The following is a 25363-nucleotide window of genomic DNA, read 5'->3' on the forward strand; positions in this document are numbered from 1 at the left end:
TCGTGATGACTCACAGACATCACGCTCTCTGGAGTGTGGGGTGGGAGGTCGGGCCACGCTCAAGGCCGTGCCGAACGCCCCGCAAGCCCGGAGCCGGAGCGGGGAGGGGTCAGCGGTGTGGGCCGGCCGCGTCGGCGTGCACTCGTTGCCGGGCCGGGTCGAGGCGGCCTATCAGGTCGTCGAGCTGGCGTACGAGGTTGGCGGCCGGGGGCATGCCTGGCTCGCTGGTCTGCGCCACGCACAGCGCCGCGACGCCCAGCTCCGCGATGCTGGCTCGGACCCGCTCGTCCAGGCGGGCGTGTTCGCGGCGGCCCCGAGCGGTCAGGTACGCCCGAATTCGTCGGCGATCGATCGGATCGATCCGGCGGAAGACGAGGTTGCGGTCGACGAGTTGATCGATCAGCTTGGTGAGGGTGCCCGGTGGCAGCGACGCCTCGACGGACACCTCGCTCATCGGGTGACCCTGGCCGTCGGCGAGCAGGCAGAGCACCCGCCACGCCTCGATGCTCAACGCGTCGTCGGCCAGAACGGCGCCCAGCCGGCGGGAGAGCAGCCGTTCGGCGCGGGTGAGCGAGCGCAGCAGGTCGGCTGGCGCCCCGGGCACGTCTGACATGAAACTCCCTGGTCCGGTGGCCCTGTCATGGTAGCGAGTCGTCCCGGTCAGTGGTGAGCGCTGGTCTTCGGTCGTGGGCCGGGCAATCATGTGCTCATGTCCGCGCCGGCACCGCCGTGGCTGACCGTCGACCGCGCCGTGGTCAGCATCGCGCTGGTCTACCCGATGCGCGGGCCGGCCGGCATGTTCGGCCCCACGTGCGAGCTCTGCGCGCAACTCGCGGTGGAGGAGATCAATCGGTGCGGTGGTGTGCTCGGCCGGGAGGTGCGGCTGGTGCCGGTCGACGGTGGCGCACCGCCGGCCGAGGTGGCCGCCGAGGTCGAGGCGTTGGTGTCGGTGGGGGCCGTGCAGGGGGTGACGGGGTGGCACATCTCCTCGGTGCGCCAGGCGTTGGCGCCCCGCGTCGCACACCGGGTGCCGTACGTCTACACCGCACTCTACGAGGGCGGCGAACGCACCGAAGGGGTCTTCCTGACCAGCGAGACGCCAGATGCCCAACTGTGGCCCGCGATGCGGCTGCTCGCCGGGGAGCAGGGGGTGCGTCGCTGGTTCGTGGTGGGCAACGACTACGTGTGGCCGCGCCGTACGTCGCGGGCGGCTCAGCGGTACGCGCTGCGCGGCGGTGGGCAGGTGGTGGGCCGGCACTTCCTGCCGTTGGACGCGCACGACTTCACCGAGGTGTTGCGCCGCATCGAGCACAGTGACGCGGACGCGGTGTTGATGCTGCTTGTCGGCGCCGACGCGGTGCGGTTCAACCGCGCGTTCGCCCGGTCCGGCCTGGACCAGCGCTGCCTGCGGCTGAGCACCCTGATGGACGAGAACATGCTGCTGGCCAGCGGCGCCGGCGCGACCCGGAGGCTGTACAGCACGGCGGGTTTCTTCGCCGGGCTGGTGACTCAGGAGAATCTCGACTTCCACGGCGAGTTCGCCAGGCGTTTCGGGGTGGAGGCGCCGCCGCTGGGCAGCCTGGGGGAGTCCTGCTACGAGGGCGTGATGCTGCTCGCCGCGCTGATCGGCCAGGCCCGCACCCTCGACGTACGGGCCATCGAGACCGCCGCCGACGCGGTCGCGTACCACGGGCCGCGTGGGCGGTTGCGGCTGCGTCAGAGGCACGTCCGTCAGCGCATCTACCTGGCCGAGGCCGACGGGCTCGACTTCACCGTGCTCGCCCAGCTCTGAACCAGCGCCGACAGCCGGCCACCGGACCCCTTGACAGCGCCACCCGATCCGGCCCTAAGATGCTTCCTGCGTGAAGTATCTGGCCACGGCGTCAGATCTCACCATTGTGTGCCCACCGTCGACGGCTTTTTGCGTCGACCATTGTGGTGGCACTTGTCTCGCATCTTTCCGAACGGCCGGCACCGTTTCCTCCCAACGGTGTCGGCCGTTTTTCGTGCGCGCCCGACGGCGCCCTCGGAAACAGTCAATTAAGGACCGGGAAACACACACGCAATCATGCCGGTCGACGCTTTCCCTGCCCATATCAGAGCCGGTGCCCTGCGCGGCGTCCACCCGTCGACCTCGGCATCGCCCACGTCAGCTCCATCGGACCGCACCGACCGTCCTTTCGCCACTTGAGTGCACCGCAGGGAGAGTAGATGTCATTATTCCGGGGCCGCCGCATCCTGGCGGGTGCCATGACCCTGGTCGCCGCGGCCGCGATGACCGCGTGCGGCAGCAAGACCACCGACGAGGGCGGCGCGACCGGCGTCACCGCCGACGTCTCCGGCGACACCGTCAAGGTGGGCCTGCTCAACTCGCTCTCCGGCACCATGGCGATCAGCGAGGTCACCGTCCGCGACTCCATCATGCTCGCCGTCGAGGAGATCAACGCGGCCGGCGGTGTCCTCGGCAAGAAGATCCAGCCGGTCGGTGAGGACGGCGCCTCGGACTGGCCCACCTTCGCGGAGAAGGCCGAGAAGCTCATCTCCGAGGACCGGGTCGCCGCCGTCTTCGGCTGTTGGACTTCGGCCAGCCGCAAGGCGGTCAAGCCGGTGTTCGAGAAGAACAAGGCGTTGCTGTTCTACCCGGTGCAGTACGAGGGTCTGGAGCAGTCGCCCTACATCTTCTACACCGGAGCCACGACCAACCAGCAGATCGTTCCCGGGCTCGACTACCTCAAGTCGCAGGGCGCAAAGTCGGTCTATCTGGTCGGTAGCGACTACGTCTTTCCCCGTACCGCCAACAAAATCATCAAAGCGTACGCGACCGCGAACGGGATGACCGTGCTGGGCGAGGATTACGCGCCGCTGGGCTCCACCGAGTTCGGCACCATCGTCAACAAGGTCAAATCGTCAGGCGCGGACGCGGTGTTCAACACGCTCAACGGTGACAGCAACGTGGCCTTCTTCAAGGAATACAAGTCGGCGGGCCTGACCGCCGCCGCGATGCCTGTGGTGTCGGTGTCGATCGCCGAGGAAGAGGTCAAGGGCATCGGCACCCAGTACCTGGAGGGCCAACTGACGGCCTGGAACTACTACCAGACCACCCCGGGCGCGGCGAACTCGAAGTTCGTGGCCGCGTACAAGGCGAAGTACGGCGCGGACAAGCCGACTAGCGATCCGATGGAGGCCGCGTACGTCGGCGTCCACCTGTGGAAGGCGATGGTCGAGAAGGCCGGCGCCTTCGACGTGGAGAAGGTCCGTACCGCTTCGGACGGGATCACCTTCGACGCGCCGGAGGGTCTGGTCACCGTCGACGGCAAGACCCAGCACATCGCCAAGACCGCACGGATCGGCAAGATCGGCGCGGACGGTCTGATCACCGAGGTGTGGAACTCCGGCAAGCCTGTCGCGCCGGACCCGTACCTCAAGACCTACCCGTGGGCGAGCGGCCTGAGCTGACGACGCCGGCCCGGGCGGAACGCGTTGCCGCGCGCTCCGTCCGGGCCACCCGACCAGCAGTTCGGAGTACCCACCGTGACAGTCCTCTTCGGTCAACTCTTCACAGGCATCAGCATCGGCGCGGTGCTGTTGCTCATCGCGCTCGGCCTGGCGCTGACCTTCGGCCAGATGAACGTGATCAACATGGCGCACGGTGAGTTCATCATGGCCGGCGCGTACACCACATACGTTCTGCAACAGAGCATCACCGGCGCCGGCCTGTCGCTGGCGGTCGCGCTGCCGGTGGCGTTCGTGGTCGCCGGCACCATGGGAGTCCTGCTGGAGGTGCTGCTCATCCGCCGGCTCTACGCCCGGCCGCTGGACACCCTGCTGGTCACCTGGGGTGTGTCACTGATGCTGCAACAACTGGCCCGGGACGTCTTCGGCAGCCCGAACGTGCAGACCCGCGCGCCCGAGCTGCTCACCGGCAACGTGGCGCTGCCCGGCGGGCTGACCATCGCCAACAACCGGCTGTTCATCCTGGCCCTCGCGCTGGCCGCCGTGGCGGCGCTCACCCTGGCGCTGCGGCTCACCCCGCTCGGGCGGCGGATCCGCGCGGTGGTGCAGAACCGCGACCTCGCCGCCGTGTCCGGCATCGCCACCTCCCGGGTCGACCGGACGACCTTCTTCCTCGGCTCCGGCCTGGCCGGGCTCGCCGGGGTGGCCCTCACCCTGCTCGGCCCGATCGGCCCGACCATGGGCACCAACCTGATCATCGACGCCTTCCTGGTCGTCGTGGTCGGCGGGATCGGCCAGCTCAAGGGCAGCGTGATCGTCGCCTTCGCCCTCGGCGTGCTCCAGGCCACCGGGGAGTACCTGACCACCCTCAGCGTCGCCAAGGTGATCGTGTTCGTGGCGATCGTCGCGTTCCTCCAGTGGCGGCCACAGGGCCTGTTCACCCTGCGGACCAGGAGCCTCGCATGACCGCCGTCACCCCCGCGCCACCCGACACCGCCGTCCGCCCGGCGTCCGCCGGCGCCGTACCACCGGGCCGGCCCGCCGGCCGGGCACGGATGCGGACCCTGGCCGGCTTCGCCTTCGGCGCGGCGCTGTTGTTCGCCGTCGCCCCGCTGGTGCTGTCGGACTTCCGGCTGGCGTTGCTGGCCAAGTACCTCTGCGTCGCCATGGTCGCGGTCGGCATCGGGATCGCCTGGGGCCGGGGCGGGATGCTCACCCTGGGCCAGGGCGTCTTCTTCGGCCTCGGCGGCTACGCGATGGCCATGCACCTCAAGCTCGCCGACGCGGGCCCGGGTGGGATGCCCGACTTCATGCAGCTGTACGGGCAACTCGACGAGCTGCCCCTGTGGTGGCGACCGTTCGCCAGCCCGTGGTTCGCGCTGCCCGCCACGGTGCTGCTGCCGATGGTGGTCGCCTTCGGCCTCGGCTCACTTGTGTTCCGCCGCCGGGTCCGCGGCGCGTACTTCGCCATCCTCAGTCAGGCGCTCGCCGCCGCGATGGTGATCCTGCTGATCGGCCAGCAGGGCACCACGGGTGGCACCAACGGGCTCACCGACATCAAGGGCTTCTTCGGCTACGACCTGGACGACCCGGTCAACCAGCGGATGGTGTACTTCATCATCGCCGCGGCGCTGCTGGCGTTGCTCGCGCTGGCCCGTCAGCTCATCCACAGCCGTTACGGCGAGTTGCTGGTGGCGGTCCGCGACGGTGAGGAGCGGGTCCGCTTCCTGGGCTACGACCCGGCGTCGGTCAAGCTGGTGGCGTACGTGGTCGCCGCCGGCATGGCCGGGCTGGCCGGTGCGCTGTTCGTACCGGCGGTGGGCATCATCTCGCCCGCCCTGATCGGCATCGTCCCGTCGATCGAGTTCGTCATCGGCGTCGCGGTGGGCGGTCGGGCGACCCTGCTCGGGCCGGTGCTCGGCGCGGTGGCGGTGGCCTGGGCGCGTACCGCCCTGTCCGAGCGTTTCCCGGGCACCTGGACGTACCTGCAGGGGTTGCTCTTCGTGGTCGTGGTGGCGTTCCTTCCCGGCGGCCTGGCGTCGCTGTGGGCGCTGGCCCGCCGCCGTGACCTCGGCGCGCAACCGGTACGGCGGGGGTGGTTGTCACTGGGCCGACGCCGCGCCGAACGGACGGAGGTGGAGGCGGCATGAGCGAACGCACCGAGCGCAGCGAGGGCCGTGAGCGCATGCCCAGCCAGCACGGCATGAGCGGGGAACCATTGGACGGGTTGTCCGTCCGGGACGTGCGGGTCAGCTTCGACGGTTTCACCGCCGTCGACGGTGTCTCGCTGGAAGTGCCCCCCGGCGACATCCGGTTCCTGATCGGGCCGAACGGCGCCGGCAAGACCACCCTGGTCGACGCGATCACCGGCCTGGTCCGGGCCACCGGCTCGGTCCGGTTCGGTGACGAGGAACTGCTCGGCCGGCCGGTGCACCGGATCAGCCGGCTCGGCATCGGGCGGACCTTCCAGACCTCGACGGTCTTCGAGGAGCTGTCGGTGTTGCAGAACCTCGACATCGCGGCGGGCGCCCGGCGCAGCTGGGCGACCCTGGCCCGCCGCCGTCGAGGTGTCCCCGACGAGGTCGCCGCCGCACTGGAGACCATCGGTCTGGCCGAGCGGGCCGCGCACCTCGCCGGGACGCTCGCGCACGGCCAGAAGCAGTGGCTGGAGATCGGCATGCTGCTGGTGCAGGACGCTCGGCTGCTGCTGCTGGACGAGCCGGTCGCCGGGATGAGCCACGAGGAACGCGACGCCACCGGCGCCCTGTTGGAGACGGTGAGCCGGGATCGCACGGTCGTCGTGATCGAGCACGACATGGACTTCCTGCGTCGGTTCGCGCGCAGCGTCACAGTGCTGCACGCCGGCCGGGTGCTCAGCGAGGGCACGGTGGCGCAGGTCCAGGCGGACCCGCGCGTGCAGGAGGTCTACCTTGGCCACCCGGTCGACGCCGGGTCGGCCCGCACCGGCCTGGAGGCATGATGCTGACGCTGCGCGGGGTGCACGCCGGGTACGGGCGTTCTCGGGTGCTGCACGGGGTCGATCTGGCGGTCCCGCCCGACGGGGTGGCCGCCGTGCTCGGGCACAACGGTGCCGGCAAGAGCACCCTGCTGCGGGTCGCGGCCGGGCTGCTGCGCCCGAGCGCCGGCACCGTCGAGCTGGACGGTGAGGACGTCACCCGCGCCGGGCCGCACGAGCGGGTGGCGCGGGGGATGGCGTACGTGCCGCAGGGTCAGCAGTGCTTCCCGCACCTGACCGCCGCGGAGAACCTGCGGCTGGTCGCCGACGGCCGGCGCGACGGGGCGGTGGCCACGGCCGAGGTGCTGGATCTGTTTCCGGCGCTGCGCGCGCTGCTGCGGCGTCGGGCCGGGCTGCTCTCCGGCGGTCAGCGTCAGCAGTTGGCCATCGCCCGTGCCCTGATCACGAGGCCCAGGCTGCTGATGCTCGACGAGCCGACCGAGGGCATCCAGCCGTCGGTGGTCGCGGAGATCCAGGAGCGGATCGTCGAGCTGACCCGGCAGTCCGGGTTCAGTGTGCTGCTCGTCGAGCAGCACCTGGGCTTCGCGCTGCGGGTGGCGGACCGCTACCACGTGCTGGAGTCCGGGCGGGTCACCTCGCACGGCGACGGGGGTGTCACGGCGGAACGGGAGGTCCGGGCGGCCCTGGCGGTCTGAGGCGGCATCGTGGCCGGACTGGCAGATGCATCCATGGCAGCCTATGGTCACGTAAGCGCTTTCCTGAGCGCTTACGTGACCGGCATCCGGCATGCCGTGAAACGAGGTGACAGCCATGTCCAGGGCCCGACGAGCGGCCGTCTCCCTCCTGGCGATCGGCGCACTGACCGGTGCGGGCACGCCACCCGCGCAGGCGGACCGCGGCATCTCGCCCGACGTCCACCCGGCGCTGCGCGCGCACCTGGTCGCCGCGTACGACTTCGACCATCCGGTGCCCGGCGACCCCGCCCTGGAACGTGACCAGGGGCGTTCCGGCACCGAGATCGAGCTGATCAACGGCGGCGCGGCCATGCGGGTGCCGGACCGCGCCTACCGGGGCAGCCGCAACGCGGTGCAGACCCGGCAGGTCGCTCCCGCCGTCGCCGGCAACGACGACTGGAAGGCCGGCACCTGGTCGGCCAGCGGGGTGCGAACGCTGCGCGCCTTCAGCGCCACCACGGGCACCACGGTCATGGGCTGGTTCAAGCTGAACATGGACAGCCCGTTGCCCAACTCCACCACCGTCGACCCGGACGACAGGTACAACGCGATCGGGCTGGCCGGGGTGCTGACCGGCGACTCCGACGGCCACGGCGTCCGCGCCCTGCTGGAGCTGATCGACGTCGACGGGGAGTTGCGTCTCGTCGCGCTCGGACGGCGGCTCGACGGCGGCAACTCGCAGACCTTCGCCGCCGCCCGGGACTGGCGCGAGCTGCTGCCGGTGGGGGAGTGGGTGCACCTGGCCGCCACCTTCGACTTCAGCACCGGCGCGCTGGCCCTCTACCGCAACGGCGAACCGGTGGACGGCTTCCACACCCGCACCGACGACCCGTGGCTGGTGTCCGGGCCCGGCCCGCACGTGACCACCGCGTCCGACCCCCGGGGCATCAAGATCGGCGGCAGCTTCCCCCAGGACACCCTGGAACGCAACCCGTGCGACTGCCGGATGGACGGCCTGATGTTCCTCGACAGTGTGGTCTCCGCGAACGACGTGCGGAGGCAGTACCGCCACCTTGCCCGCTGACCACCCTCGGCACCGTCCCACCGAGAAGGAGACACGCGTGCGCACCCTGCACCGCCGCGCCGGCACACGTCGCCGGCCCACCCTGGGGGCCGGCCTCACCGCCCTCGTGCTGATCCTGTCCACACTTGTCGCCACGCCCGCGCGGGCCGTCGACGCGGTCGACGACCCGATCCCCGACATGCCGGTCCAGTCCCGACTGGGGCTGGTCCTCAGCGAGTACGCCAGCTTCCCGCAGTCGACCCCCACACCCGCGCCGACCGACGCGCGGCTCATGCGTACCGCCCGGATCAACACCATCATGGAGGTGCCCGACGGCTCCGGCCGGCGGGCGGTGCCCGACCTCAACGGCAGCCTCTACCTGGTCGAGGACGGCGTGCCGCGCGTCTACCTGGACGTGGCGGCGACGTTCGCGCCGCGGTTCTTCTCCGGTCGTGGGCTCGGCCAGGGCTTCGGGTACGTCGCGTTCCACCCGGAGTTCGGGGCGAACGGCCGGTTCTACACCATCCACACCGAGTTGGCGTCGACGACGACCGTCACACCGGACTACGCCCAGCCCAACACGCTCTTCCACGGTGTCATCACCGAGTGGACGGCGACGGATCCGGCCGCCGCCACCTTCGCCGGTACGCACCGCGAGGTGCTGCGCATCGGCTTCGGCGGCCAGGTGCACGGCATCCAGGAGATCAACTTCAACCCCACGGCCAAACGTCACGACCGTGACTACGGCCTGCTGTACCTCGCCGTCGGCGACGGTGGCCAGGGCGCACGCAACACCGACCCGCAGAACCTGGCCCTGCCGCACGGCAAGCTGCTGCGGATCGACCCGCGGGGCACCAACGCCGCGAACGGGCGCTACGGCATCCCGTCCGCAAACCCGTTCGTCGGCTGGGCCGGCGCGCTCGGCGAGCTCTACGCCGTGGGTTTCCGCGACCCGCACCGGTTCAGCTGGGACCGGGCGACCGGCCGGATGTACCTCGGGCACATCGGTGAACACGCCGTCGAGGCGATCTACGAGGTCCGCGCCGGGGACAACTTCGGCTGGAGCGAGCGCGAGGGCTCGTTCGTCTTCGACAGGACGGCCACGAACCCCTGCGACCGGCTGCTCCCGCTGCCCGCCGACGACGACAGGTACGGCTACACCTACCCGGTCGCCGCGTACGACCACGACCCCGCCGCCGGCTGGAACTGCACCGACGACGTCGGTGTCGCGGTGGCCGGCGGCTTCGTCTACCGGGGGCGGGCGCTGCCCGCGCTGCGCGGCAAGTACGTCTTCGGCGACCTGGTCGACGGCCGGGTGCTCTACACCGAGGCCGACGAGATGCGCCGGGGGCGGGGTCTGGCCACGATCCACCAGCTCGCGCTCTTCGACGCGGCGGGCGCCCCGGTCCGGCTGCGCGACCTGTCCGCCCCGGGCGCACCCGGTGACCCCAACCGGGTGGACCTGCGCTTCGGCACCGATGCCGCCGGCGAGCTGTACGTCCTCGCGAAGGCCAACGGAAAGGTGTGGAAGGTGACCGGCACCAGGGAGTTCGCCAGCGGCGACGTCGGGGACGTCACCCTGTGCCGCACCGCCGGGGCCCCCAACTGGGCGCCGGTGACGCCGGCGAAGTGGCAGTTCACAGGCGACCAGGTCGTCCTGGCCGAGGCCGGGGAGAGCCGGCCGGGTCCGCGCCGGCCCTTCGAGTACGCCGTGCTGACCGCCGGCCCGGTGTGGTCGTCGGTGCGGGTCGACGCCCAGGTACGACTCGACACACCGGTGGAGGTCACCAACCGGGATGTGATCATCGTCTTCGGCTGGCGTTCGGACACCGAGTTCTACTACGCGCACCTGTCCACCGACAACACGATCTATCCGCACAACGGCATCTTCAAGGTGGACAACGCCGACCGGGAGCGCATCGACCACCAGTGGAACGGCCGGTCCCGGGGCGCCAACCCGGCGATCACCGACGCCAGGTGGCACCGCGTCCGGGTGGTGCACCTGCCGGCCACCGGCGAGATCGCCGTCTACGTCGACGGGCACCGGGACCCGCTGCTGACCGCGAAGGACGGCACGTTCGGCTCGGGACGGGTCGGCTTCGGCTCGTTCGACAACGTGGGCCGGCTGCGTGACCTGACCGTCACCGGCACGCCGGCCCCCACCGGGTAGGGGGCTAGACCGCCGCGTAGTGGAGGGACAGCCCGGTGGCGGCCCGGTCGGCGGTGATCTGCAGCAAGCTTCCCACCATCGTCGCCCGGTCCGTCACCAGGGCCGTCCCGTCGGGCGCGTACGTGATCCGGTCGCTGACCAGCACCGGTGCTCCCTCGGCCTCGTCCAGATGCCGGGCCACGTCCGCACCGAGCACGTCCGGCCGGATCGTCTCCGTGGCCCGGGCCACCACCACCCCCAGGTCGGCCAGGGCCGCGTACAACGATGTGCCGGTGAAGTCCACGTCGCGCAACCGGCTCGCGTGCGGCTCGCGTACCCAGGAGATCTGGTGGATGGCGCGACGGCCGGCGAACGCGCGGACCCGCTCGAGACGCAGGCCCGTCTCGGCCTCGCGGACCCGCAGCCGGGCCGCGACGCGCGAGGGCACGCGGCGCTGCGCGCGAGAGATCACCGTGGTGTGGACCTCGTGGCCCTGCTCGCGCAGGTCGTCGCCGAAGCTCCGCAGAGAGCCCAGCTGGTACGCCGCGTGGGGCGGTGCGACAAACGTGCCCTTGCCGGGCTGCTGGACGATCAGCCCCTCGGCGCTCAGCTCGCGCAGGGCCTGCCGCAGTGTCATCAGAGTGACGCCGTACGCCGTGCTCAGCTCGCGTTGCGCCGGCAGTGCCTCGCCCGGCGCGTAGTGGCCGTCGCGAATCTTGGTGGCGAGGTCGGCGGCGATGGCCCGATAGCGTGCCACTGCCACTGGTCTGCCTCCCGCTGCGTCGACTGTTCGCGCCCGTCATCGACGGCCACCGCCGATCATCGCACGGGGGCGACCAGAGGCAGCGCGGCCCGCAGCGACGCCACGAAGGCGCCGACCTCGGCCGGACTCGCCCCGTCGAGGATGCGCCGCATGACGGCCGCGCCGACGATGACCCCGTCGGCGACCGCCGCCGCCTCGCCCGCCTGCTCCGGGGTGGAGATGCCGAAGCCCAGCAGCACGGGTAGGTCCGTGACCTGCTTGAGCCGGGCGGCCAGGGTGACGGCCGACGGTGCGAGCCTGTCGCGTTCGCCGGTCGTGCCCATGACCGAGATGGCGTACACGAAAGCCTGGCTGCGCCGGCCGATCTCGGCGAGCCGGTCGTCAGGCGTGGCGGGCGAGGCGAGCAGACTCACCTGGACGCCGGGCACGTCCAGCCCGGCCAACTCGTCGAGGGGCAGGTCGGGCACGATCAGCCCGGTCACCCCGGCCGCCGTCAGCGCGTCACCGAACCCGGGCCGCAGCGCGATGTTGGCGTACGTGCTGGCGACGAGGGGGATGCCTGTCCGCACGTCGGCGAGGTCCTTGAGGACCGAGGCGGGTGTCGCGCCTCGGGCCAGCGCCGCGTCCGAGGACTCCTGGATGGTGGGACCGTCCACGGTGGGATCGGAGAACGGCAGCCCGACCTCGATCAGGTCGGCTCCGGCGTGCTCGAACGCGCTCAGGTACGCCGTCCAGCCCGGCACGACCCCGCCGGTGATGTAGGGCATCAGCAGCTTCATGTGAGGTCCGCCTCCGCGATCAGGGTGGTGATGTCCTTGTCGCCGCGCCCGGAGAGGGTCACGAGCACCGTCGATCCGGTGGGCAGCTCCGGCGTACCGGCGGCGCGGACGACCCAGGCGACCGCGTGGGCCGACTCGATGGCGGGCAGCACGCCCTCCGCCCGCGCGAGCCGGACGGCGGCGGCGATCGCCTCCCCGTCGGAGACGGTGACGTAGCGGGCGCGTCCCAGATCGCGCAGGTACGCGTGCTCGGGGCCGACGCCGGGGTAGTCCAGCCCGGCGGCGATCGAGTGCGCCTCCGTGATCTGCCCGTGCTCGTCCTGGAGGAACAGCGACTGGAAGCCGTGCAGTACGCCGATCTCCCCGTTCGCCGCGCCGGAGCCGCCCTCGGCTTCCACCCCGACGAGTTTCGCCGATGTCTCGACGAACCCGGCGAACGTGCCCGCCGCGTTGCTGCCGCCGCCGACGCAGGCGACCACGTAGTCGGGGGTGGCCGTGGGCAGCTCGGCCGCGCACTGTCGCCGGGCCTCGTCACCGATGACGCGCTGGAACTCGCGGACCATCGTCGGATAGGGGTGCGGCCCGATGACCGAGCCCACGCAGTAGTACGCCTCGTCGGCGTCGGTCACCCAGTGCCGCAGGGCCTCACTGGTGGCGTCCTTCAGCGTGCGGCTGCCGCTGGTCACCGGGACGACCTCGGCGCCCAGCAGCCGCATCCGGAAGACGTTGTGCGCCTGGCGTTCCATGTCGCGTTCGCCCATGAACACCTTCACCGGCAAACCCAGCAGGGCGCCGGCCGTCGCCGTCGCGACGCCGTGCATGCCCGCCCCGGTCTCGGCGATCAGGCGGGTCCGCCCCATGCGTCGGGCCAGCAACGCCTGCCCGAGCACATTGTTGATCTTGTGTGATCCGGTGTGCGTCAGGTCTTCCCGCTTCAGGAGCACCGTCACGCCGAGGTCGGCCGACAGTCGCAGGGCCGGCGTCAGCGGGGTCGGCCGTCCCGCGTACGCCGACAGCAGCGCGCCGAGGGTGCCGCGGAACCCGGGATCGGCCCACGCCGTCGAGAAGGCCTCGGCGACCGCCTCGCAGGCGGGGATCAGGGATTCCGGTACGTATCGCCCGCCGTAGCTTCCGTACCGCCCGGGAACGACCGCCGGTCGAACTGTTATAGAACTCATGCAACAGTTATAGAACGGCAGGGTCCATTCTGGCAAGGTGTTCCGGACGAGCGCGCCGTCCGGGTCGACGGTCATCCCGTCGACAGGCCCCGCAGGGCCCGACCCGCTTCGTAGAATTCCTGCCATGCCGGAGATCGTCGAGTTGCTGGCCTCGCCCGTGCACCGCTTCCTGGGCCGGCCCGCCGACGGCCCGGCACCGGCCCCGCCCGGCGAGCTGGTCGACGCCGTCCGGATCCGGGCCGGCCTCGGCATCGTCGGCGACAGGTACTTCGGCCAACAGGCACACCGCGACGCCAGCGTCACAGTCATCGCCCAGGAGTCGCTGCCGGTCGGCATCGGCCTGGCCGAGGTGCGGCGCAACATCCTCACCACCGGGATCGCCGTGGACGATTTGATCGGCAGAGTGCTGGTGCTGGACTCCGGCGACGGCCCGGTCAGCCTGCGAGTCAACCGGGCGGCCCGGCCGTGCGCCTGGATGGACGTCACCGTCGGCCCGGGGGCGTGGAAGGCGCTGCGCACCACCGGCGGCATCCGCTGCACGCCCCTCAACGACGGCACCCTGCGCCTCGGCCCGATCGACGCCGTCGTGAGCTGACACCATCGTGGGCGCCGCCTCACCAGCAGATCTTGGACAGTTTCCGTTACGTCGGCGGAAACTGTCCAAGATCTACACCGCCTACCCGTACGGTCTCCTGGCCACCGACGTGATTGCCCGGTTGGCGGATTTCGTGAGGTGACACCCCAGCGGGCCGGTGCGTGGTAGAACCAAACCGCGCATCGGCTCGCAGGTCTCCGGGCAGCCGGGGGCATTGCCGGACGGACCTCATCCGAACAGAGGTGATGCAGTGAACCTCGAGCTGCGGCAGCTCATCGAGGAGCTGCGCGCCGATCTGTCCGATCTGCCGGAGAGCCTGGCCTACGCCGAGTTCGGCGAGGGGGCGGCCATCGACGCCGTACCGGCAGGGCTCCCGGCCGACCTGCGGGATCTCCTACTGGTGGCCGACGGGCTGCGCGCGGGTCGGGTCGAGCTGGCGTCCTCGTCGACCCTCCCCGGAATCCAGTACCACCTGGACTACGCGCCGGACTTCTCATCCATCCCGCAGGACCGGGCCGGTTGGCTGGTGGTCGGCACCCGCAGCGACGAGCCGATCTTCATGGATCGTGGCACGGGAGCGATCTGGTACTTCCCGCCGAACGGCACCGAGTGGTTCATGTCCGACGCGTTCGAGGAGCTCGCCCCCGACGTGGAATCCTTCGTGGACTACTACCTGCTCGGGCCGGGCTACGCCGACCTGACCCCCGCCGACGACAGATGGTTCGCGTTCCTCGACGAGCAGGGCCTGCTCGACGAGGACGACGAGGACGGGAGCTGAGTCAGACCGGGCTGATGTGCGCGGCCAGGATCCGCCAACCGTTCCGGTCGTCGTGCACCCAGGTCCGGGTGTAGCGCAGCCGTGCCGCGAACGGCGCCCCCTCGAAGACGCCGGACACCCGGCCCAGGAAGAACGTCACCCCCGTCCTGCCGACGACGAGCAGGTCCAGCTCCTCCTCCACCAACTCCTCGACGACCGAGCGGCGGTCCCGATGGGCGGCCAGGTCATCCTGCTTGCTGTGCGTACGCCCATCCGGGCCGACGGCGATCAGCTGGTCGACCAGCAGCTGATCGAGAGCGGCGACGTCGCCGGCCCGCTGGGCGGCCTGCAAAGTGCGCTCGGCGTCGAGCAGCTCAGCCTCGCGTGCGCTGTCCGGCATCGTGGCGTCCTCCGTTTCGGGTCCGACCCGGTGTCACCGTTGGTCCGGGCTGTCCGCATTGTGGCAGCCACGGTGCCCTGGATGGGCGGGGATCGCCGCCGGCGTGCACAGACTGAGGCGAATCCGGACGACGGTCTCCCCGGGGCCGGTGAGCACGGCGACCTCGTCACAGATCTGCTCCACGATCGCCAGCCCGCGCCCCCGTACCGAGTCCGTGGTCGGCATGCTCCGGCCGAACGCTCGGGTCGGCCCGCGGTCGACCACGTCGCAGAACAGCTGGCCCGCCTCGGCCCAGAGTCGGACCCAACCGCCGCCGGTGGTGTGCTGCAACGTGTTGGTGGCCAGCTCGCTGACCGCCAGCGTCAACAGCTCCACCCGCTCGGCCGACAGGCCGCGGGCCAGCGCCCCGGCGCTGACGAACGCGCGCAGCGCTCGTACGTCGGTCGCGACCTGGTACGCCATGCTGTCCGCGGCGTGGGTGTGGACACTCTGCTCGGCCACGGCCTCCCGTCGCTCGCCCCGCATCAGCCCGCCCGACTGGGCTGCCCGGCCAGCGGCACCGCGACCCGCGCGGGTGTCGTCGGCGTGCGAGCCTCGAAGTGCGCCATCGGGCAGCGGCAACCCTTCTCGTAGCGACAGCTGTTGTCGCCACATCATGTCACCCACCGACCCCTTGGCCGTCTCGTCCGTTCGGCGGCTGATCACCTGCGGGCCGGCCCGACCGGCCTCACCGGTCCGGCAGGGCACCCGACCGGTGGTCCGGCCGGGGCGTCGAGTCAGGGAGCCGCGTCGAAGGCGATCGACTCACTCAACTCCCGCCACCGCGCGTCGGACGCGGCGAGGGCCCTGGCGGCTGCTTCGGCAGCCGCCACGGCGTCGGCGCCGAGCAGCAGTCGGAGCGGCGGGTCGTCGACCCGGGTGATCCGGATGATCGCCTGAGCCGCGCGGGCCGGATCGCCCGGCTGGGCACCGCTGGCCTGGCGCAGCCGCTGCACAGCCGGGTCGATGACCGGCCGGTACGGTTCGCTGATCGGCAGGGCGCTCATCGACGAGCCGGCCCAGTCGGTGCGCAGCCCGCCCGGCTCGACAGTGGTGATCCGGATCCCGAACGCCTCGACCTCCTTGGCGAGCACCCCGGAGAAGCCGCTGACCGCCCACTTCGCGGACTGGTACGCGCCCAGACCCGTGCTGGCGACCCGGCTGCCGACACTGGAGATCTGCACGATGTGCCCGCGCCCCTGCTCGCGCATCACCGGCAGCGCGGCCCGGGACAGATTGACCACTCCGAAGAAATTGGCCTCGACCTGCGCCCGGAAGTCGTCCTCCGACATGTCCTCGATCGCGGCGACGTCGGCGTACCCGGCGTTGTTGACCAGGATGTCCAGCCGCCCGAACGTGTCCACGGCGGTGCGCACGGCAGCGCTGGCGGCGGCGGAGTCGTTGACGTCGAGAGCCACCGCGCGGACCTGGTCACCGTGCGAGTCGACCAGGTCGTCGAGCTGCGCCGGGTTGCGGGCGGTGGCCACCAGATGGTCACCGTCGGCCAGGACGGCCTCGGCGAGGGCGCGGCCGAGACCACGCGAACAGCCGGTGATGAGCCAGACTCGGGGCACGGCGTTCCCTTCGTGTCGGTGGACCGGTTCGCCGTCAGGGACGGATGTCCAGCGCGCCGATCAGCCCGTCGCGCAGGGTGAACCGGTACCGCAGCTCGATCGGGCTGCCGGGGAAGTCGCCGGACACCCGGGTGAGCGCCAGATACGAATCGCCCGCCTGCGGTGTGACCCGGACCGGCTCGGCGGTGTACGAGTAGGCGTCCATCGTCTTCTGCCGCCAGGCACGGATCGAGGCCCGCCCGTCGTACAGTCGATCCTCGTCGGCGACGCTCGCCGTGTCCGCGAAGCAGGCCACGAAGGCGTCCAGGTCCCGGTCGTTGACGGCCCGGAAGTACCTGTCGATCACGTCGGGCGGGTCGAGGGCCATCTGCTCCTCCTGCGGCACGGGCCGCCGTCGGGCAGCCGTCGGGTTCCCGGTCCGACCCCACCGTACGAGAAGGGGACGGCACCGCGCGGAGCAACCAGCAGAACCATCCCGCTCCGGCTGCCGGGTTTGCTGCCGGTGGGCCCGGGTAGCCACGCGTTTCCGAAAGCGAAGGGCGGGGGCATGGCCGAGCTGGCGTTCGTCGACAAGGTTGCGGCACGGGCGGGTCTTTCGCCGGAGCAGGCACGCCCACTGACCGAGGCGGTCCTGCGAACCCTCACCGAGCGGCTCAGCGGCGGGGAGGTGGGCGCGTTGGCCCCCCACCTGGCCGACGAGTTGAGCCCGCTGCTGGTCAAGGCCGCCGAGCCGGCGGAGACGTTCGACTACGACGAGTTCCTGCGCCGGGTGGCCGACCGGGCCGGTATCGACCGTCCGGCCGCCGAGCGGGGCGCCCGCGCGGTGCTCCAGACGATGCACCGGGTGGTCGGGCACCGGGAGTTCGAGGACGCCCTGGCCCAGCTCCCGGCGGACCTGCGGGCACTGGCGCAACCCCTGCCGCACGGCCCCTGACCGACGCCCCACAGCTGGACGCCTCGGGTGTCGGTGACCGTTCGGTCCCTGGCGCGTTGCCCACGACACCGGATCTACTGTGCGTGACCGATCGAACGCGCAGTGGTGGTGGCTCCGTGCCCGTCCGCCGGGTCGTCGCCGCTCCGATCCGAGGAGCGTCCCCCTTGACGTCCATGGTGTCCCCGCGTCCCCTGCTGACCGCCGCGACGACAGTCGTCGCGCTGATCACCCTCGCCCCCGCTCCGGCCGCCGCGTCCCCGCACGGCTACCGCGTCGTCGACCTCGGCACCCTGAGTGGAGGCGACGGCGCTGCCACGGCGATGAACGACCGCGGCGACATCGTCGGCTGGAGCACCGTCGCCAGCGGCGCCCGGCACGCCGTGCTCTGGCGCCACGGTGTCATCACCGACCTGGGCGTGCTGCCGGGCGACACGGATTCCGCCGCCGTGGACGTCAACGAGTTCGGCGACGTGGCCATCACCTCCTTCGGCCCGGACTACCTGACCCGCGCGGTGCTCTGGCGCGACGGCCGGCTCCGTGACCTGGGCACCCTGGGCGGGGAGAACAGCGTGGCGATCGGGGTCAACGACCGGCGGCAGGTGCTCGGCAGCAGCGAACCGGCCGGCGACATGCCGCACCGGTTCCTGTGGCGCAACGGTGTCTTCACCGACCTGGGCCAGGAGTACTTCTACGAGTTCACAGCTGACTTCAACAACGCCGGCGACGTGGTGGGCGGGTTCAACGTGCCGCCGCAGGACTACCCGTGCACCTGCGTCGGCGGTCTCCTGCGCAACGGCGTCTTCACCCAGATCGGCAGCGAGGCCATCGGGATCAACAACCGGGGTCAGGTGGTGGGCGCGGCGAACGGGCGGGCGTTCCGCTGGCAGAACGGGACACTTACCGACCTCGGCACGCTCGGCGGCGGCTGGAGCCGCGCCACCGCGATCAACGACCGGGGCGACGTGCTGGGCCAGAGCACCACCACCGGCGCGTGGCGCCCGTTCCTCTGGCGCAACGGGGTGATGACCGACCTGACCACCCGGGGCGTGGGGGACACCGACTCGATCGAGGACATCAACATCCGGGGCCAACTCGTCGGCGCCCGGGGGAACCGGCCGCTGCTGTTCCGCTGAGTGATCTTCGCGAGGTGGGCGGGGCGTGGCCTGACCCGCCGGTCAGACCACGCCCCCTCGTTCCAGGTCAGCCGGTTACCCCGCTGCTGACCACCCACTTCTGGTGTGCGCCGCCCGCGTACGTGCCGAGCTGGATCTGGGTGCCGTCGGCGGTGTTACCGCCGGCGGCCTCCACGATCTTGCCCGACTGCGGGTTGCGGATCGACCCGTCGCTCTGCGGCTGCCAGATCTGCGCGCCGGTGCCGTTGCAGGTCCAGAGCTGGATCTTCGTGCCGTTCGCGGTGCCCGCGTTGTCCACGTCCAGGCACTTGCCGAGCACGCGGTACGTGTCGCCGACCCGCGTCCACGACTGCGCGGCGGTGCCGTTGCAGGTCCAGAGCTGGATCTTCGTGCCGTCGGCGGTGCCCGCGTTGTCGACGTCCAGGCACTTGCCGCCGACGCCGGTGATGGTGCCACCGGTCGGCGGCGGCGGACTGCCCGGGATGGAGTTGAGCGTGTACCACGCCTCGGTGCTCCACAGTGACTGACCGCTGGTGGAGGTGAACGGGCGCGGCGAGCGCAGGTGCACCACCCGGCCGGCCTTGCGACCGGCCACCGCGAGGGTGACCTTCTTCCCGTCCGCCGAGAGGGTGGCCGAGGTGACGGTCAACGTCTCCTCGTCGATCTTCGGCCCGCCGTAGTTCGACGTCGCCACGTACCGCCATTGCTTGATCTTGTAGCGTGCGGCCAGCTGGGCGGCGGTCTCCGCCGAGACGGGCTGGGTGTACTCCACCTCGAAGCCGGTCGTGGTGGCGCGCATCGCGAGCATCTCGAACGTGGTGGCGGTGTTCGGGCTGAGCTTCTGCAGGCCGTACGACAGCTTGCCGGTCTGGCCCCAGTTGCCGCCCGCGCCGAGCCCGCCGACGTAGATCGCGCCGTCCGGGCCGACGTTGACCTCGGAGACACCCGCCTCCAGGCCCTGGGTGAGCCGGAACAGGGCGCCCTGGTACTCGCCGTTGACCTTCTCCACATTGGCCCGTTGCAGACCGCCGTAGGTCACGTCGCCGATGACGAACTGGCCGGCGTACCGGCCGCTGGTCAGGTAGAGCGGCGTGCTTGGCGAGTTGGCGATCTCGTTCTGCGGCATCCAGAGCACCGGCTGGGTGACCAGAGCGGTGTCGAACGGCCCCGCCGGATTCGTGAAGTGGTTGAAGAACCGGCCCTGCTTGACGTGCACCAGCTTCGACGAGGGCAGCCAGCCGCCCTGGTTGTCGGTGACGAAGATGCCGCCCTCCGGGCCCCAGCCGATGCCGTGCGGCGTACGCAGGCCGCCGGCGACGTAGCTGACCGCGCCGGTGTCCTTATTGACCTTGAGTGTGGTGCCGCGGTTGGTGGCGGGTTGCGGGTTGGTGGTGGCGCCGCCGGAGTTGATCGACACCGACAGGTTGAGATAGAAGAACCCGTCCTGGTAGAGCAGGCCGAACGCGAACTCGTGGAAGTTGCCGCCGTACGGCCAGGTCGCGACGGTCTCCAGGCGCTCGGCGGCCTCGTCGCCGCCGGTGTTCACCAGCCGGGTCAACCGCTGCTTCTCGGTCACGTAGACCACCCCGTCGACGACCTTGAGCCCCATCGGTTCCTTGAGGCCGCCGGCGATCTTCTTGGTGGTCACGTTGCCCGGGCTCGTCGATCCGCCGGTGTTGCCGAGGATCCAGACCTCGCCGTCCTGGGAGGTGCCGGACTGGTCGCTGCCGCCCCAGGTGCTGATGACCAGCCGGCCGTCGGCCAGCCAGTCCATGCCGGTGACCTTCGGCTGGAAGCCGCTGGGCCGCAGGTTGGTAAGCGTGTAGCCGGGGTGCACGCCGGTCAACGGCAAGCCGTCACCGGGGGAGTCGAAGACCCCCTCGCACTCCTTGCGCCCCGGCGCGGTCACCCGGACCACACCGGCGTCGGTGCTCAGCGCCGAGTTCGGCACGACCGCGAAGGTCGACGAGCCGGGCGTCTTCCACTCCAGGGTGATCTGCTGCCCGCCCCCACGCTCGAAGTGGTCGATGCGCAGCGCGTGCAGGCCGGCGGTGAGGGTGACCGTGCCCTCCTTGGGCGGGGTCGCGCCGTGCAGACCGTCGTGGTTGATGACCACGGCGTTGTCGATCGCCAGCTTGGAGCCGTCGTCGCTGCTGAGCCGGAACGTGTAACTGCCGGCCTGGGTGGTGGTGATGTTGCCGAGCACCTGTGAGACGAAGTTGTCCTCGAAACCGAAGTCGGCCGCCGAGGTCCAGTTGATCGTGGACATCAGCTTGTCCACGTTCGGGGTCTGCGCGGGCTTGAGCGTGCACAGCTCGGAGAGCGGCACCTGCACGTCGAAGACGCGCAGCGTGACGCCCGGTTCCTGCGCGGGAGCGGCGGTGGCAGGGACGGCCCAGAGGCCGGCGGCGAGGACGAGTGCCAGCGCACCCAGGACGGGATGGTGGAGTCGGCGTAGCAGGCGTGTGCCCATCGTTCCTCCAGGAGGCAGTGGAGTGTCCGACGGCCGGCGTGGATCAACGGTGAGGATGGCCGCCGGCCCGGCTCCGTAACGTCCTCGACGCCGACGAGTGACAGTGCGGAAACACCGGGTTGATGGGTCGAGACATTAAGGCGTTTCGATTGGACTGTCCATGGCTTCGCCTCGATACATCAAAAGTTTCCAATGTCCGTACGAAAGTTCGAGACGATACGCGAGAGATGCCCCGCTATTGCGGCGGCCTACCGCCGTCCGCGCCGGGCCGAACTGCCCGTCCGGTTGCCGGTCTTCCGAGTCGGGTTGGCGGACCTGCGGGTGGTGCCGCCGCCCCGGCCCGCTGCCCCGGCGGGCCGGCGACCCGCCGGGGAGGCTCCGCGCTGCGCAGGCCGACGGCGGGCCGCCACCAGCACGAGCACTGCGACCGTCACGACGATCAGGACCGGGATCAGCCAGGCCGGGAACCCGGTGTCGCTCTGCTCCTCGGCGGCGCCGGCCGGCGCACTCGCCGGAGCGTCGGTGGGGACCACTGGGCTGCCGCTGGCCCCGGGGTTGGTCGAGCCCTCGCCCTCGGCCTGGGCGAGCAGCGCCGGATCCGGCCCCGCCGTGGGCGCCGACCAGCCGGCCGGGGCCGCCGTGCCGGGACCCTGGTAGTCGAAGGTCACCTCGCCCCGCACCGCCTCACCGTCGGAGGCGACCGAGAGGTAGCTGGCGGTGTAGCGGCCCTTCGCCGGCCAGTGCGCGACGGTAACCATGGCCGGGAAGCCGGTGTGGTAGAGCCGTGGCTCGAACACCCCGTTGACCATGAAGTATTCGGTGACCGGCTTGTCCAGCCGCTTCGGCTCGCCGTAGGACCAGCCACTGTCCACTCGCGACCCGTCCGGCCCGCTGATGGCGAAGTGCGCGTTGGAGGCCGGCTTCTCGGTGAAGTACAACGCCAGCTGGGTCAGCGGCTTGCGGACGACTGTGCCCTTCAGCGGAGTGGAGGTCGCCAGTTGGCCGTGCGCGGACGCCGGGGCGACCGGCAGCAACAGAGTCACCAGCAGGGCCGCCGCCAGCGCCGCCACGGCACGGTTCAGGGCCTTACGCACAGTGGCCGGCTTCGATCGCATCCGTTCATCATGGTCATTTCCCCGGCACCGAACAAGACGTAGAGTTCTCCTCCCCGACGATCAACCCGACACCCGTCCCCCTCGCGTCGTTCGGAGTCCCACACGTGTTCGTCCGTACCCCCGCCGCCCGCACCTCCGTCACCCTCGCCGCCGTCACCCTCGCCGCCCTGCTCCTCGCCGGTTGCGGGCATGACGACGACCCCTCCGTGGCCACGCCCACGACGGCGCCCACGTCCGCCGCCCCGTCGAGCGCCACCACCACCGCGTCGGCTCCGACGGCCACCGCCACGCCCAGCGCCTCCGCCAGCACCGCTGCCGTGGACCAGCAGATCACCGTGACCATCGCGAAGAAGCGGATCGATCCGCCGACCGGGCGGGTCACCGTGAGTAAGGGCCAGCTGGTCCGGATCACGGTCACCTCCGACGTGGCCGACGAGCTGCACGTGCACGGCTACGACCTGGGCGCCCGGCTGCCGGCCGGCACCCCCGGCTCGGTGGAGTTCCGAGCCGACAAGACCGGACTGTTCGAGGTGGAGACGCACGAGTCGGAGCTGGTGCTGTTCCAGCTCGTCGTCCGCTGAGCGGCATGACAACCGCTCCCGCGCTGCTGGCACACGGCGTCGGTGGCCGCCAGGACCTGCCGATCACGCTGCCACAACTCGTCGTCGCGGCCGCGCTGACCCTCGTCGTCACGTTCGTGGCGCTGGGCCTGCTCTGGCGCGAACCCCGACTCGACCGGGACGCCACAGGCGGTCGACAGGTGCCACGGTGGCTCGCCCGACTCATCGACGCGCCCGCGTTCCGGTGGGTGCTGCGCGCGCTCGGCCTGCTCGCCGCCGCGTGGTTCTGCCTCGGTCTGCTGGGACCGGACACCGCCGACAACCCGACCGCCGGCGCGCTCTACGTGCTGCTCTGGGTGGGGCTGGCACCGCTGTCGTTGCTGCTCGGCCCGGTCTGGCGGACGGTCAACCCGCTGCGGACGCTGCACCTGCTCGGGGCGCTGGCCGCCCGGCGCGACCCGAACCGCGGGCTTCGTGAGCTGCCCGACGGCGTCGGATGGTGGCCGGCCGCCGCCACCCTGTTCGGGTTCGTCTGGCTGGAACTGGTCGCCCCCGACCGGGCCACCCTGCCGGTCATCACCGCCTGGCTGGTCGGGTACGCGGTTGTCCTGCTGGCCGGCGCGGTGCTGTTCGGCGCCGGCTGGTTCGACCACGCCGACCCGTTCGAGACCTACAGCACAGTGATCGGTCAGCTCGCCCCGCTCGGCCGGGCCGCCGACGGCGTCCTGGTGTGGCGCAACCCGCTCGACGGGATCGCCGGCCTGCGACCCCGCCCCGGACTGGTCGCCGTGGTGATCGTGCTGCTCGGCTCGACCATGTACGACAGCCTCTCCAACGCCCCGGGCTGGTTGCGCTTCAGCCAGGAGAACGGCCTGCACCCGGCGGTCACCGGCAGCGCCGGTCTGAGCCTCGTCATCGCCGCCGTCGCGGCGGCGTACCTCGCCGCCACCCGCGCCGCGGCGCGCATCGGCCGCGCCGACGCGGCCGACGCCCGTCAGGTGCCGGGCGAGATCGCCCACTCCATCGTGCCGATCGCGGTGGGGTACGTGGTGGCGCACTACTACTCGCTGCTGATCCTGGAGGGCCAGCGCACCGTCGCGTTGCTCTCCGACCCGCTGGGCACCGGCGCCAACTGGCTCGGCACCGCCGACTGGGAGCCGCACACCGGGCTGGTCACTCCCTCCGGGGTGGCGACCCTCCAGATCACCGTCATCATCCTCGGGCACCTGCTCGGCACGCTGCTCGCCCACGACCGGGCCCTGTACCTGTTCCCCCGGGCCCGGGCGGTGGCCGGCCAACTACCCCTGCTGGCACTGATGGTCGCCTACACCGTCGCCGGTCTGCTGCTGCTCTACGCGGGGTAGTCCCGCCCGGGCTCCGGCCCGTGCGTCATGATGGCCCGTGGACTCCGATCTTCAGCGCTACCTCGACGACCTGGTCACCACCGCCCAGGACGTGCTCGGCGCCGACCTGGTCGGCGCGTACGCGGCCGGCTCGGTGGGGCTCGGGGCGTACCAGCCGGGCCGCAGCGACGTGGACGTGGCGCTGCTCAGCGCCGGGCCGCTCACCGACACCGCCAAGCGGACGTTGGTCGCCCGGCTGCGGCACGAGGCGCTGCCCTGCCCCGCACGCGGACTGGAGTTGGTCGTCTACGACCGGACGGTGGCCGCCTCCGGCACCCCGGAGCCCGGCTTCGAGGTCGAACTGAACACCGGGGCCGGCATGCCGTTCCGGCGCACCCTCGACCCCGCCGACCGGCCGGTAGCCGACGGCCGATTCTGGTACGGCCTCGACCGGAGCATCCTGCACCAGAGTGGACTCGCGCTGCTCGGGCCGCCGGTGGGGGAGGTCTTCGCCGACCTCACCCCGGCCGACCTGCGCCGGCTGCTCATCGAGGCGCTGTCCTGGTGGCTGGCCCTGCCCACACCGCCGGCAGACCAGCCCGCGCCCGGCACCGAGGACGCCGTGCTCGGCGCCTGCCGGTCGCTGGTACGCCACCGCGACGGCGTCTGGCTCGCGAAGGTGGCCGCCGGTCAGCGGCTGATCGACGCCGGCGACCCGGCCGAGGTGATCCGTCGGGCGGTCGCCGCACGGCACGGCGGACCGCCGCCCACCGGGGCGCAGGCCCGAGCCTTCCAACAACGGGTACGCGACGAGATCGTCGGGTAGCCGTTGTGCCGCTGCGAGGGGCCTCTTAGGGCTCAGCGGAATGGCTTTGGGTCAAGGTCGAGGACGAGGAGGTCCATGGGCGGGCCCCAGGGCAGGACTGATGCGCCGACCTGCCGCCACCCGTTGCGCGCGTAAACCTTCCGTGCCCGGGAGCGGGGGTCCGAGGCGAGGGTGGCGTACCGCTCCGGGCGATCGGCGAGCAGCCGGCGCATCAGCTCGGCGCCGACGCCCTCGCTGCGGCGTTGTGGGTGGACGATCCACTCCATCACGGCCAGTTTCGCCGCCGCACGGATCTCGGCGGGCGGGTCGGCGTCGGCCCGGGACCACCAGTCGCCGGCTGACATGGTCCACCCGTAAGCGGCACCGACCAGCGACGAGTCCACGGTGACGGTGACGAGAACGAAACCGGGCCGGTCGGCCTCCTCGGGAAGCCGGTCGCCGAAACGCGCCACCTGGTCGGGGCCTTCCTCGTACGGCGGTTCGGCGTACACACACTCGTACAGGTCGACCAGCGGTCCGAAGAAGCGGGCCGCGTCCTGGCCGTGGCTGGTGGTGTAGAGCAAGCCCATGCCCGGATG

General features: G+C 71.4%; 26 protein-coding genes. 15 read left to right on the forward strand and 11 right to left on the reverse strand.

Annotated features, from left to right (window positions below; all coding sequences use genetic code 11):
* Window positions 1–109 precede the first annotated feature (109 nt).
* Window positions 110–613 carry a MarR family winged helix-turn-helix transcriptional regulator gene (locus tag ACLQ3B_RS13145; RefSeq protein ID WP_425780513.1) on the reverse strand — a complete coding sequence of 168 codons (504 nt, stop codon included), beginning with the start codon at window positions 611–613 and terminating at the stop codon, window positions 110–112.
* 96 nt (window positions 614–709) lie between these two features.
* On the opposite strand from ACLQ3B_RS13145, the gene ACLQ3B_RS13150 reads away from it, so the two are divergent.
* The 8 genes from ACLQ3B_RS13150 to ACLQ3B_RS13185 all read left to right on the forward strand — a co-directional run bounded on the left by ACLQ3B_RS13150 (window position 710) and on the right by ACLQ3B_RS13185 (window position 10337).
* The gene (locus ACLQ3B_RS13150; protein ID WP_425780514.1) at window positions 710–1792 is read left to right on the forward strand and encodes a substrate-binding domain-containing protein; all 1083 of its coding nucleotides are present in this window, start codon (window positions 710–712) and stop codon (window positions 1790–1792) included.
* 419 nt (window positions 1793–2211) lie between these two features.
* Window positions 2212–3456, forward strand: a complete 1245-nt coding sequence (gene urtA, locus ACLQ3B_RS13155) for an urea ABC transporter substrate-binding protein (RefSeq protein ID WP_425780516.1) — start codon at window positions 2212–2214, stop codon at window positions 3454–3456.
* A 75-nt stretch (window positions 3457–3531) separates the two neighbouring features.
* On the forward strand, window positions 3532–4419 hold the full coding sequence (urtB, locus tag ACLQ3B_RS13160; protein WP_425780518.1) for an urea ABC transporter permease subunit UrtB: 888 nt from the start codon (window positions 3532–3534) through the stop codon (window positions 4417–4419).
* Entirely contained in the window at window positions 4416–5603 is a 1188-nt protein-coding gene (gene urtC / locus ACLQ3B_RS13165; protein WP_425780520.1) for an urea ABC transporter permease subunit UrtC, read from the forward strand. Before urtB ends, urtC begins: the two co-directional genes overlap by 4 nt.
* Window positions 5600–6433 carry an urea ABC transporter ATP-binding protein UrtD gene (gene urtD / locus ACLQ3B_RS13170; protein ID WP_425780522.1) on the forward strand — a complete coding sequence of 278 codons (834 nt, stop codon included), beginning with the start codon at window positions 5600–5602 and terminating at the stop codon, window positions 6431–6433. The genes urtC and urtD overlap by 4 nt, the downstream gene beginning before the upstream one ends.
* Entirely contained in the window at window positions 6433–7125 is a 693-nt protein-coding gene (gene urtE / locus ACLQ3B_RS13175) for an urea ABC transporter ATP-binding subunit UrtE (RefSeq protein ID WP_357180466.1), read from the forward strand. The genes urtD and urtE overlap by 1 nt, the downstream gene beginning before the upstream one ends.
* 115 nt (window positions 7126–7240) lie before the next feature.
* The gene (locus tag ACLQ3B_RS13180) at window positions 7241–8188 is read left to right on the forward strand and encodes a LamG-like jellyroll fold domain-containing protein (RefSeq protein WP_425780523.1); all 948 of its coding nucleotides are present in this window, start codon (window positions 7241–7243) and stop codon (window positions 8186–8188) included.
* Window positions 8189–8225: 37 nt separating this feature from the next.
* On the forward strand, window positions 8226–10337 hold the full coding sequence (locus ACLQ3B_RS13185; RefSeq protein ID WP_425780525.1) for a PQQ-dependent sugar dehydrogenase: 2112 nt from the start codon (window positions 8226–8228) through the stop codon (window positions 10335–10337).
* Window positions 10338–10341: 4 nt separating this feature from the next.
* On the opposite strand, the gene ACLQ3B_RS13190 is transcribed toward ACLQ3B_RS13185, so the two are convergent.
* The 3 genes from ACLQ3B_RS13190 to trpB are packed head-to-tail and all read right to left on the reverse strand — an operon-like array spanning window position 10342 to window position 13036.
* Window positions 10342–11079, reverse strand: coding sequence for a GntR family transcriptional regulator (locus ACLQ3B_RS13190; RefSeq protein WP_425780527.1), 738 nt, complete (start codon window positions 11077–11079; stop codon window positions 10342–10344).
* A gap of 56 nt (window positions 11080–11135) precedes the next feature.
* Window positions 11136–11858, reverse strand: coding sequence for a tryptophan synthase subunit alpha (gene trpA / locus ACLQ3B_RS13195; protein ID WP_425780529.1), 723 nt, complete (start codon window positions 11856–11858; stop codon window positions 11136–11138).
* Complete coding sequence (trpB, locus tag ACLQ3B_RS13200; protein WP_425780531.1) at window positions 11855–13036, reverse strand: tryptophan synthase subunit beta; 1182 nt, start codon at window positions 13034–13036, stop codon at window positions 11855–11857. Before trpB ends, trpA begins: the two co-directional genes overlap by 4 nt.
* 124 nt (window positions 13037–13160) lie before the next feature.
* On the opposite strand from trpB, the gene ACLQ3B_RS13205 reads away from it, so the two are divergent.
* Both ACLQ3B_RS13205 and ACLQ3B_RS13210 read left to right on the forward strand, forming a co-directional pair.
* Window positions 13161–13631, forward strand: coding sequence for a molybdenum cofactor biosysynthesis protein (locus tag ACLQ3B_RS13205; protein WP_425780533.1), 471 nt, complete (start codon window positions 13161–13163; stop codon window positions 13629–13631).
* A 250-nt stretch (window positions 13632–13881) separates the two neighbouring features.
* Window positions 13882–14409: an SUKH-4 family immunity protein gene (locus ACLQ3B_RS13210; RefSeq protein WP_425780534.1), complete on the forward strand. Its 528-nt coding sequence runs from the start codon at window positions 13882–13884 to the stop codon at window positions 14407–14409.
* Window position 14410: 1 nt separating this feature from the next.
* Here the strand turns inward: ACLQ3B_RS13210 and ACLQ3B_RS13215 are convergent, their stop codons facing one another.
* From ACLQ3B_RS13215 to ACLQ3B_RS13230, 4 genes are read right to left on the reverse strand one after another with little or no spacing between them, the layout of a single operon-like run.
* Entirely contained in the window at window positions 14411–14788 is a 378-nt protein-coding gene (locus ACLQ3B_RS13215) for a nuclear transport factor 2 family protein (protein ID WP_425780536.1), read from the reverse strand.
* Window positions 14789–14821: 33 nt separating this feature from the next.
* Window positions 14822–15535, reverse strand: a complete 714-nt coding sequence (locus tag ACLQ3B_RS13220) for an ATP-binding protein (protein WP_425780537.1) — start codon at window positions 15533–15535, stop codon at window positions 14822–14824.
* 29 nt (window positions 15536–15564) lie between these two features.
* Window positions 15565–16401: an oxidoreductase gene (locus ACLQ3B_RS13225; RefSeq protein WP_425780539.1), complete on the reverse strand. Its 837-nt coding sequence runs from the start codon at window positions 16399–16401 to the stop codon at window positions 15565–15567.
* 34 nt (window positions 16402–16435) lie between these two features.
* Entirely contained in the window at window positions 16436–16768 is a 333-nt protein-coding gene (locus ACLQ3B_RS13230; RefSeq protein ID WP_425780541.1) for a nuclear transport factor 2 family protein, read from the reverse strand.
* A gap of 180 nt (window positions 16769–16948) precedes the next feature.
* Between ACLQ3B_RS13230 and ACLQ3B_RS13235 the strand changes: the two genes are divergently transcribed.
* Both ACLQ3B_RS13235 and ACLQ3B_RS13240 read left to right on the forward strand, forming a co-directional pair.
* Complete coding sequence (locus tag ACLQ3B_RS13235) at window positions 16949–17335, forward strand: DUF2267 domain-containing protein (protein ID WP_425780543.1); 387 nt, start codon at window positions 16949–16951, stop codon at window positions 17333–17335.
* 173 nt (window positions 17336–17508) lie between these two features.
* A complete protein-coding gene (locus ACLQ3B_RS13240) occupies window positions 17509–18468 on the forward strand; it encodes a hypothetical protein (protein ID WP_425780897.1) in 960 nt (319 codons plus the stop codon).
* A 67-nt stretch (window positions 18469–18535) separates the two neighbouring features.
* On the opposite strand, the gene ACLQ3B_RS13245 is transcribed toward ACLQ3B_RS13240, so the two are convergent.
* Together ACLQ3B_RS13245 and ACLQ3B_RS13250 are read right to left on the reverse strand one after the other, a co-directional pair.
* Window positions 18536–20941 carry a ricin-type beta-trefoil lectin domain protein gene (locus ACLQ3B_RS13245; RefSeq protein ID WP_425780545.1) on the reverse strand — a complete coding sequence of 802 codons (2406 nt, stop codon included), beginning with the start codon at window positions 20939–20941 and terminating at the stop codon, window positions 18536–18538.
* Between the two features lie 248 nt (window positions 20942–21189).
* Entirely contained in the window at window positions 21190–22056 is an 867-nt protein-coding gene (locus ACLQ3B_RS13250; RefSeq protein WP_425780547.1) for a copper resistance CopC family protein, read from the reverse strand.
* 104 nt (window positions 22057–22160) lie between these two features.
* On the opposite strand from ACLQ3B_RS13250, the gene ACLQ3B_RS13255 reads away from it, so the two are divergent.
* The 3 genes from ACLQ3B_RS13255 to ACLQ3B_RS13265 are packed head-to-tail and all read left to right on the forward strand — an operon-like array spanning window position 22161 to window position 24785.
* Entirely contained in the window at window positions 22161–22637 is a 477-nt protein-coding gene (locus ACLQ3B_RS13255; protein WP_425780549.1) for a hypothetical protein, read from the forward strand.
* A gap of 5 nt (window positions 22638–22642) precedes the next feature.
* Window positions 22643–23980, forward strand: a complete 1338-nt coding sequence (locus ACLQ3B_RS13260) for a hypothetical protein (protein WP_425780551.1) — start codon at window positions 22643–22645, stop codon at window positions 23978–23980.
* A gap of 37 nt (window positions 23981–24017) precedes the next feature.
* Window positions 24018–24785, forward strand: a complete 768-nt coding sequence (locus ACLQ3B_RS13265) for a nucleotidyltransferase domain-containing protein (RefSeq protein WP_425780553.1) — start codon at window positions 24018–24020, stop codon at window positions 24783–24785.
* Window positions 24786–24817: 32 nt separating this feature from the next.
* On the opposite strand, the gene ACLQ3B_RS13270 is transcribed toward ACLQ3B_RS13265, so the two are convergent.
* Window positions 24818–25354 (reverse strand): GNAT family N-acetyltransferase, encoded by a 537-nt coding sequence (locus tag ACLQ3B_RS13270; protein ID WP_425780555.1) that lies wholly within the window; start codon window positions 25352–25354, stop codon window positions 24818–24820.
* Window positions 25355–25363 lie beyond the last annotated feature (9 nt).

This window comes from Micromonospora sp. DT53 (assembly GCF_049841535.1).
Classification (GTDB): Bacteria; Actinomycetota; Actinomycetes; order Mycobacteriales; family Micromonosporaceae; genus Micromonospora.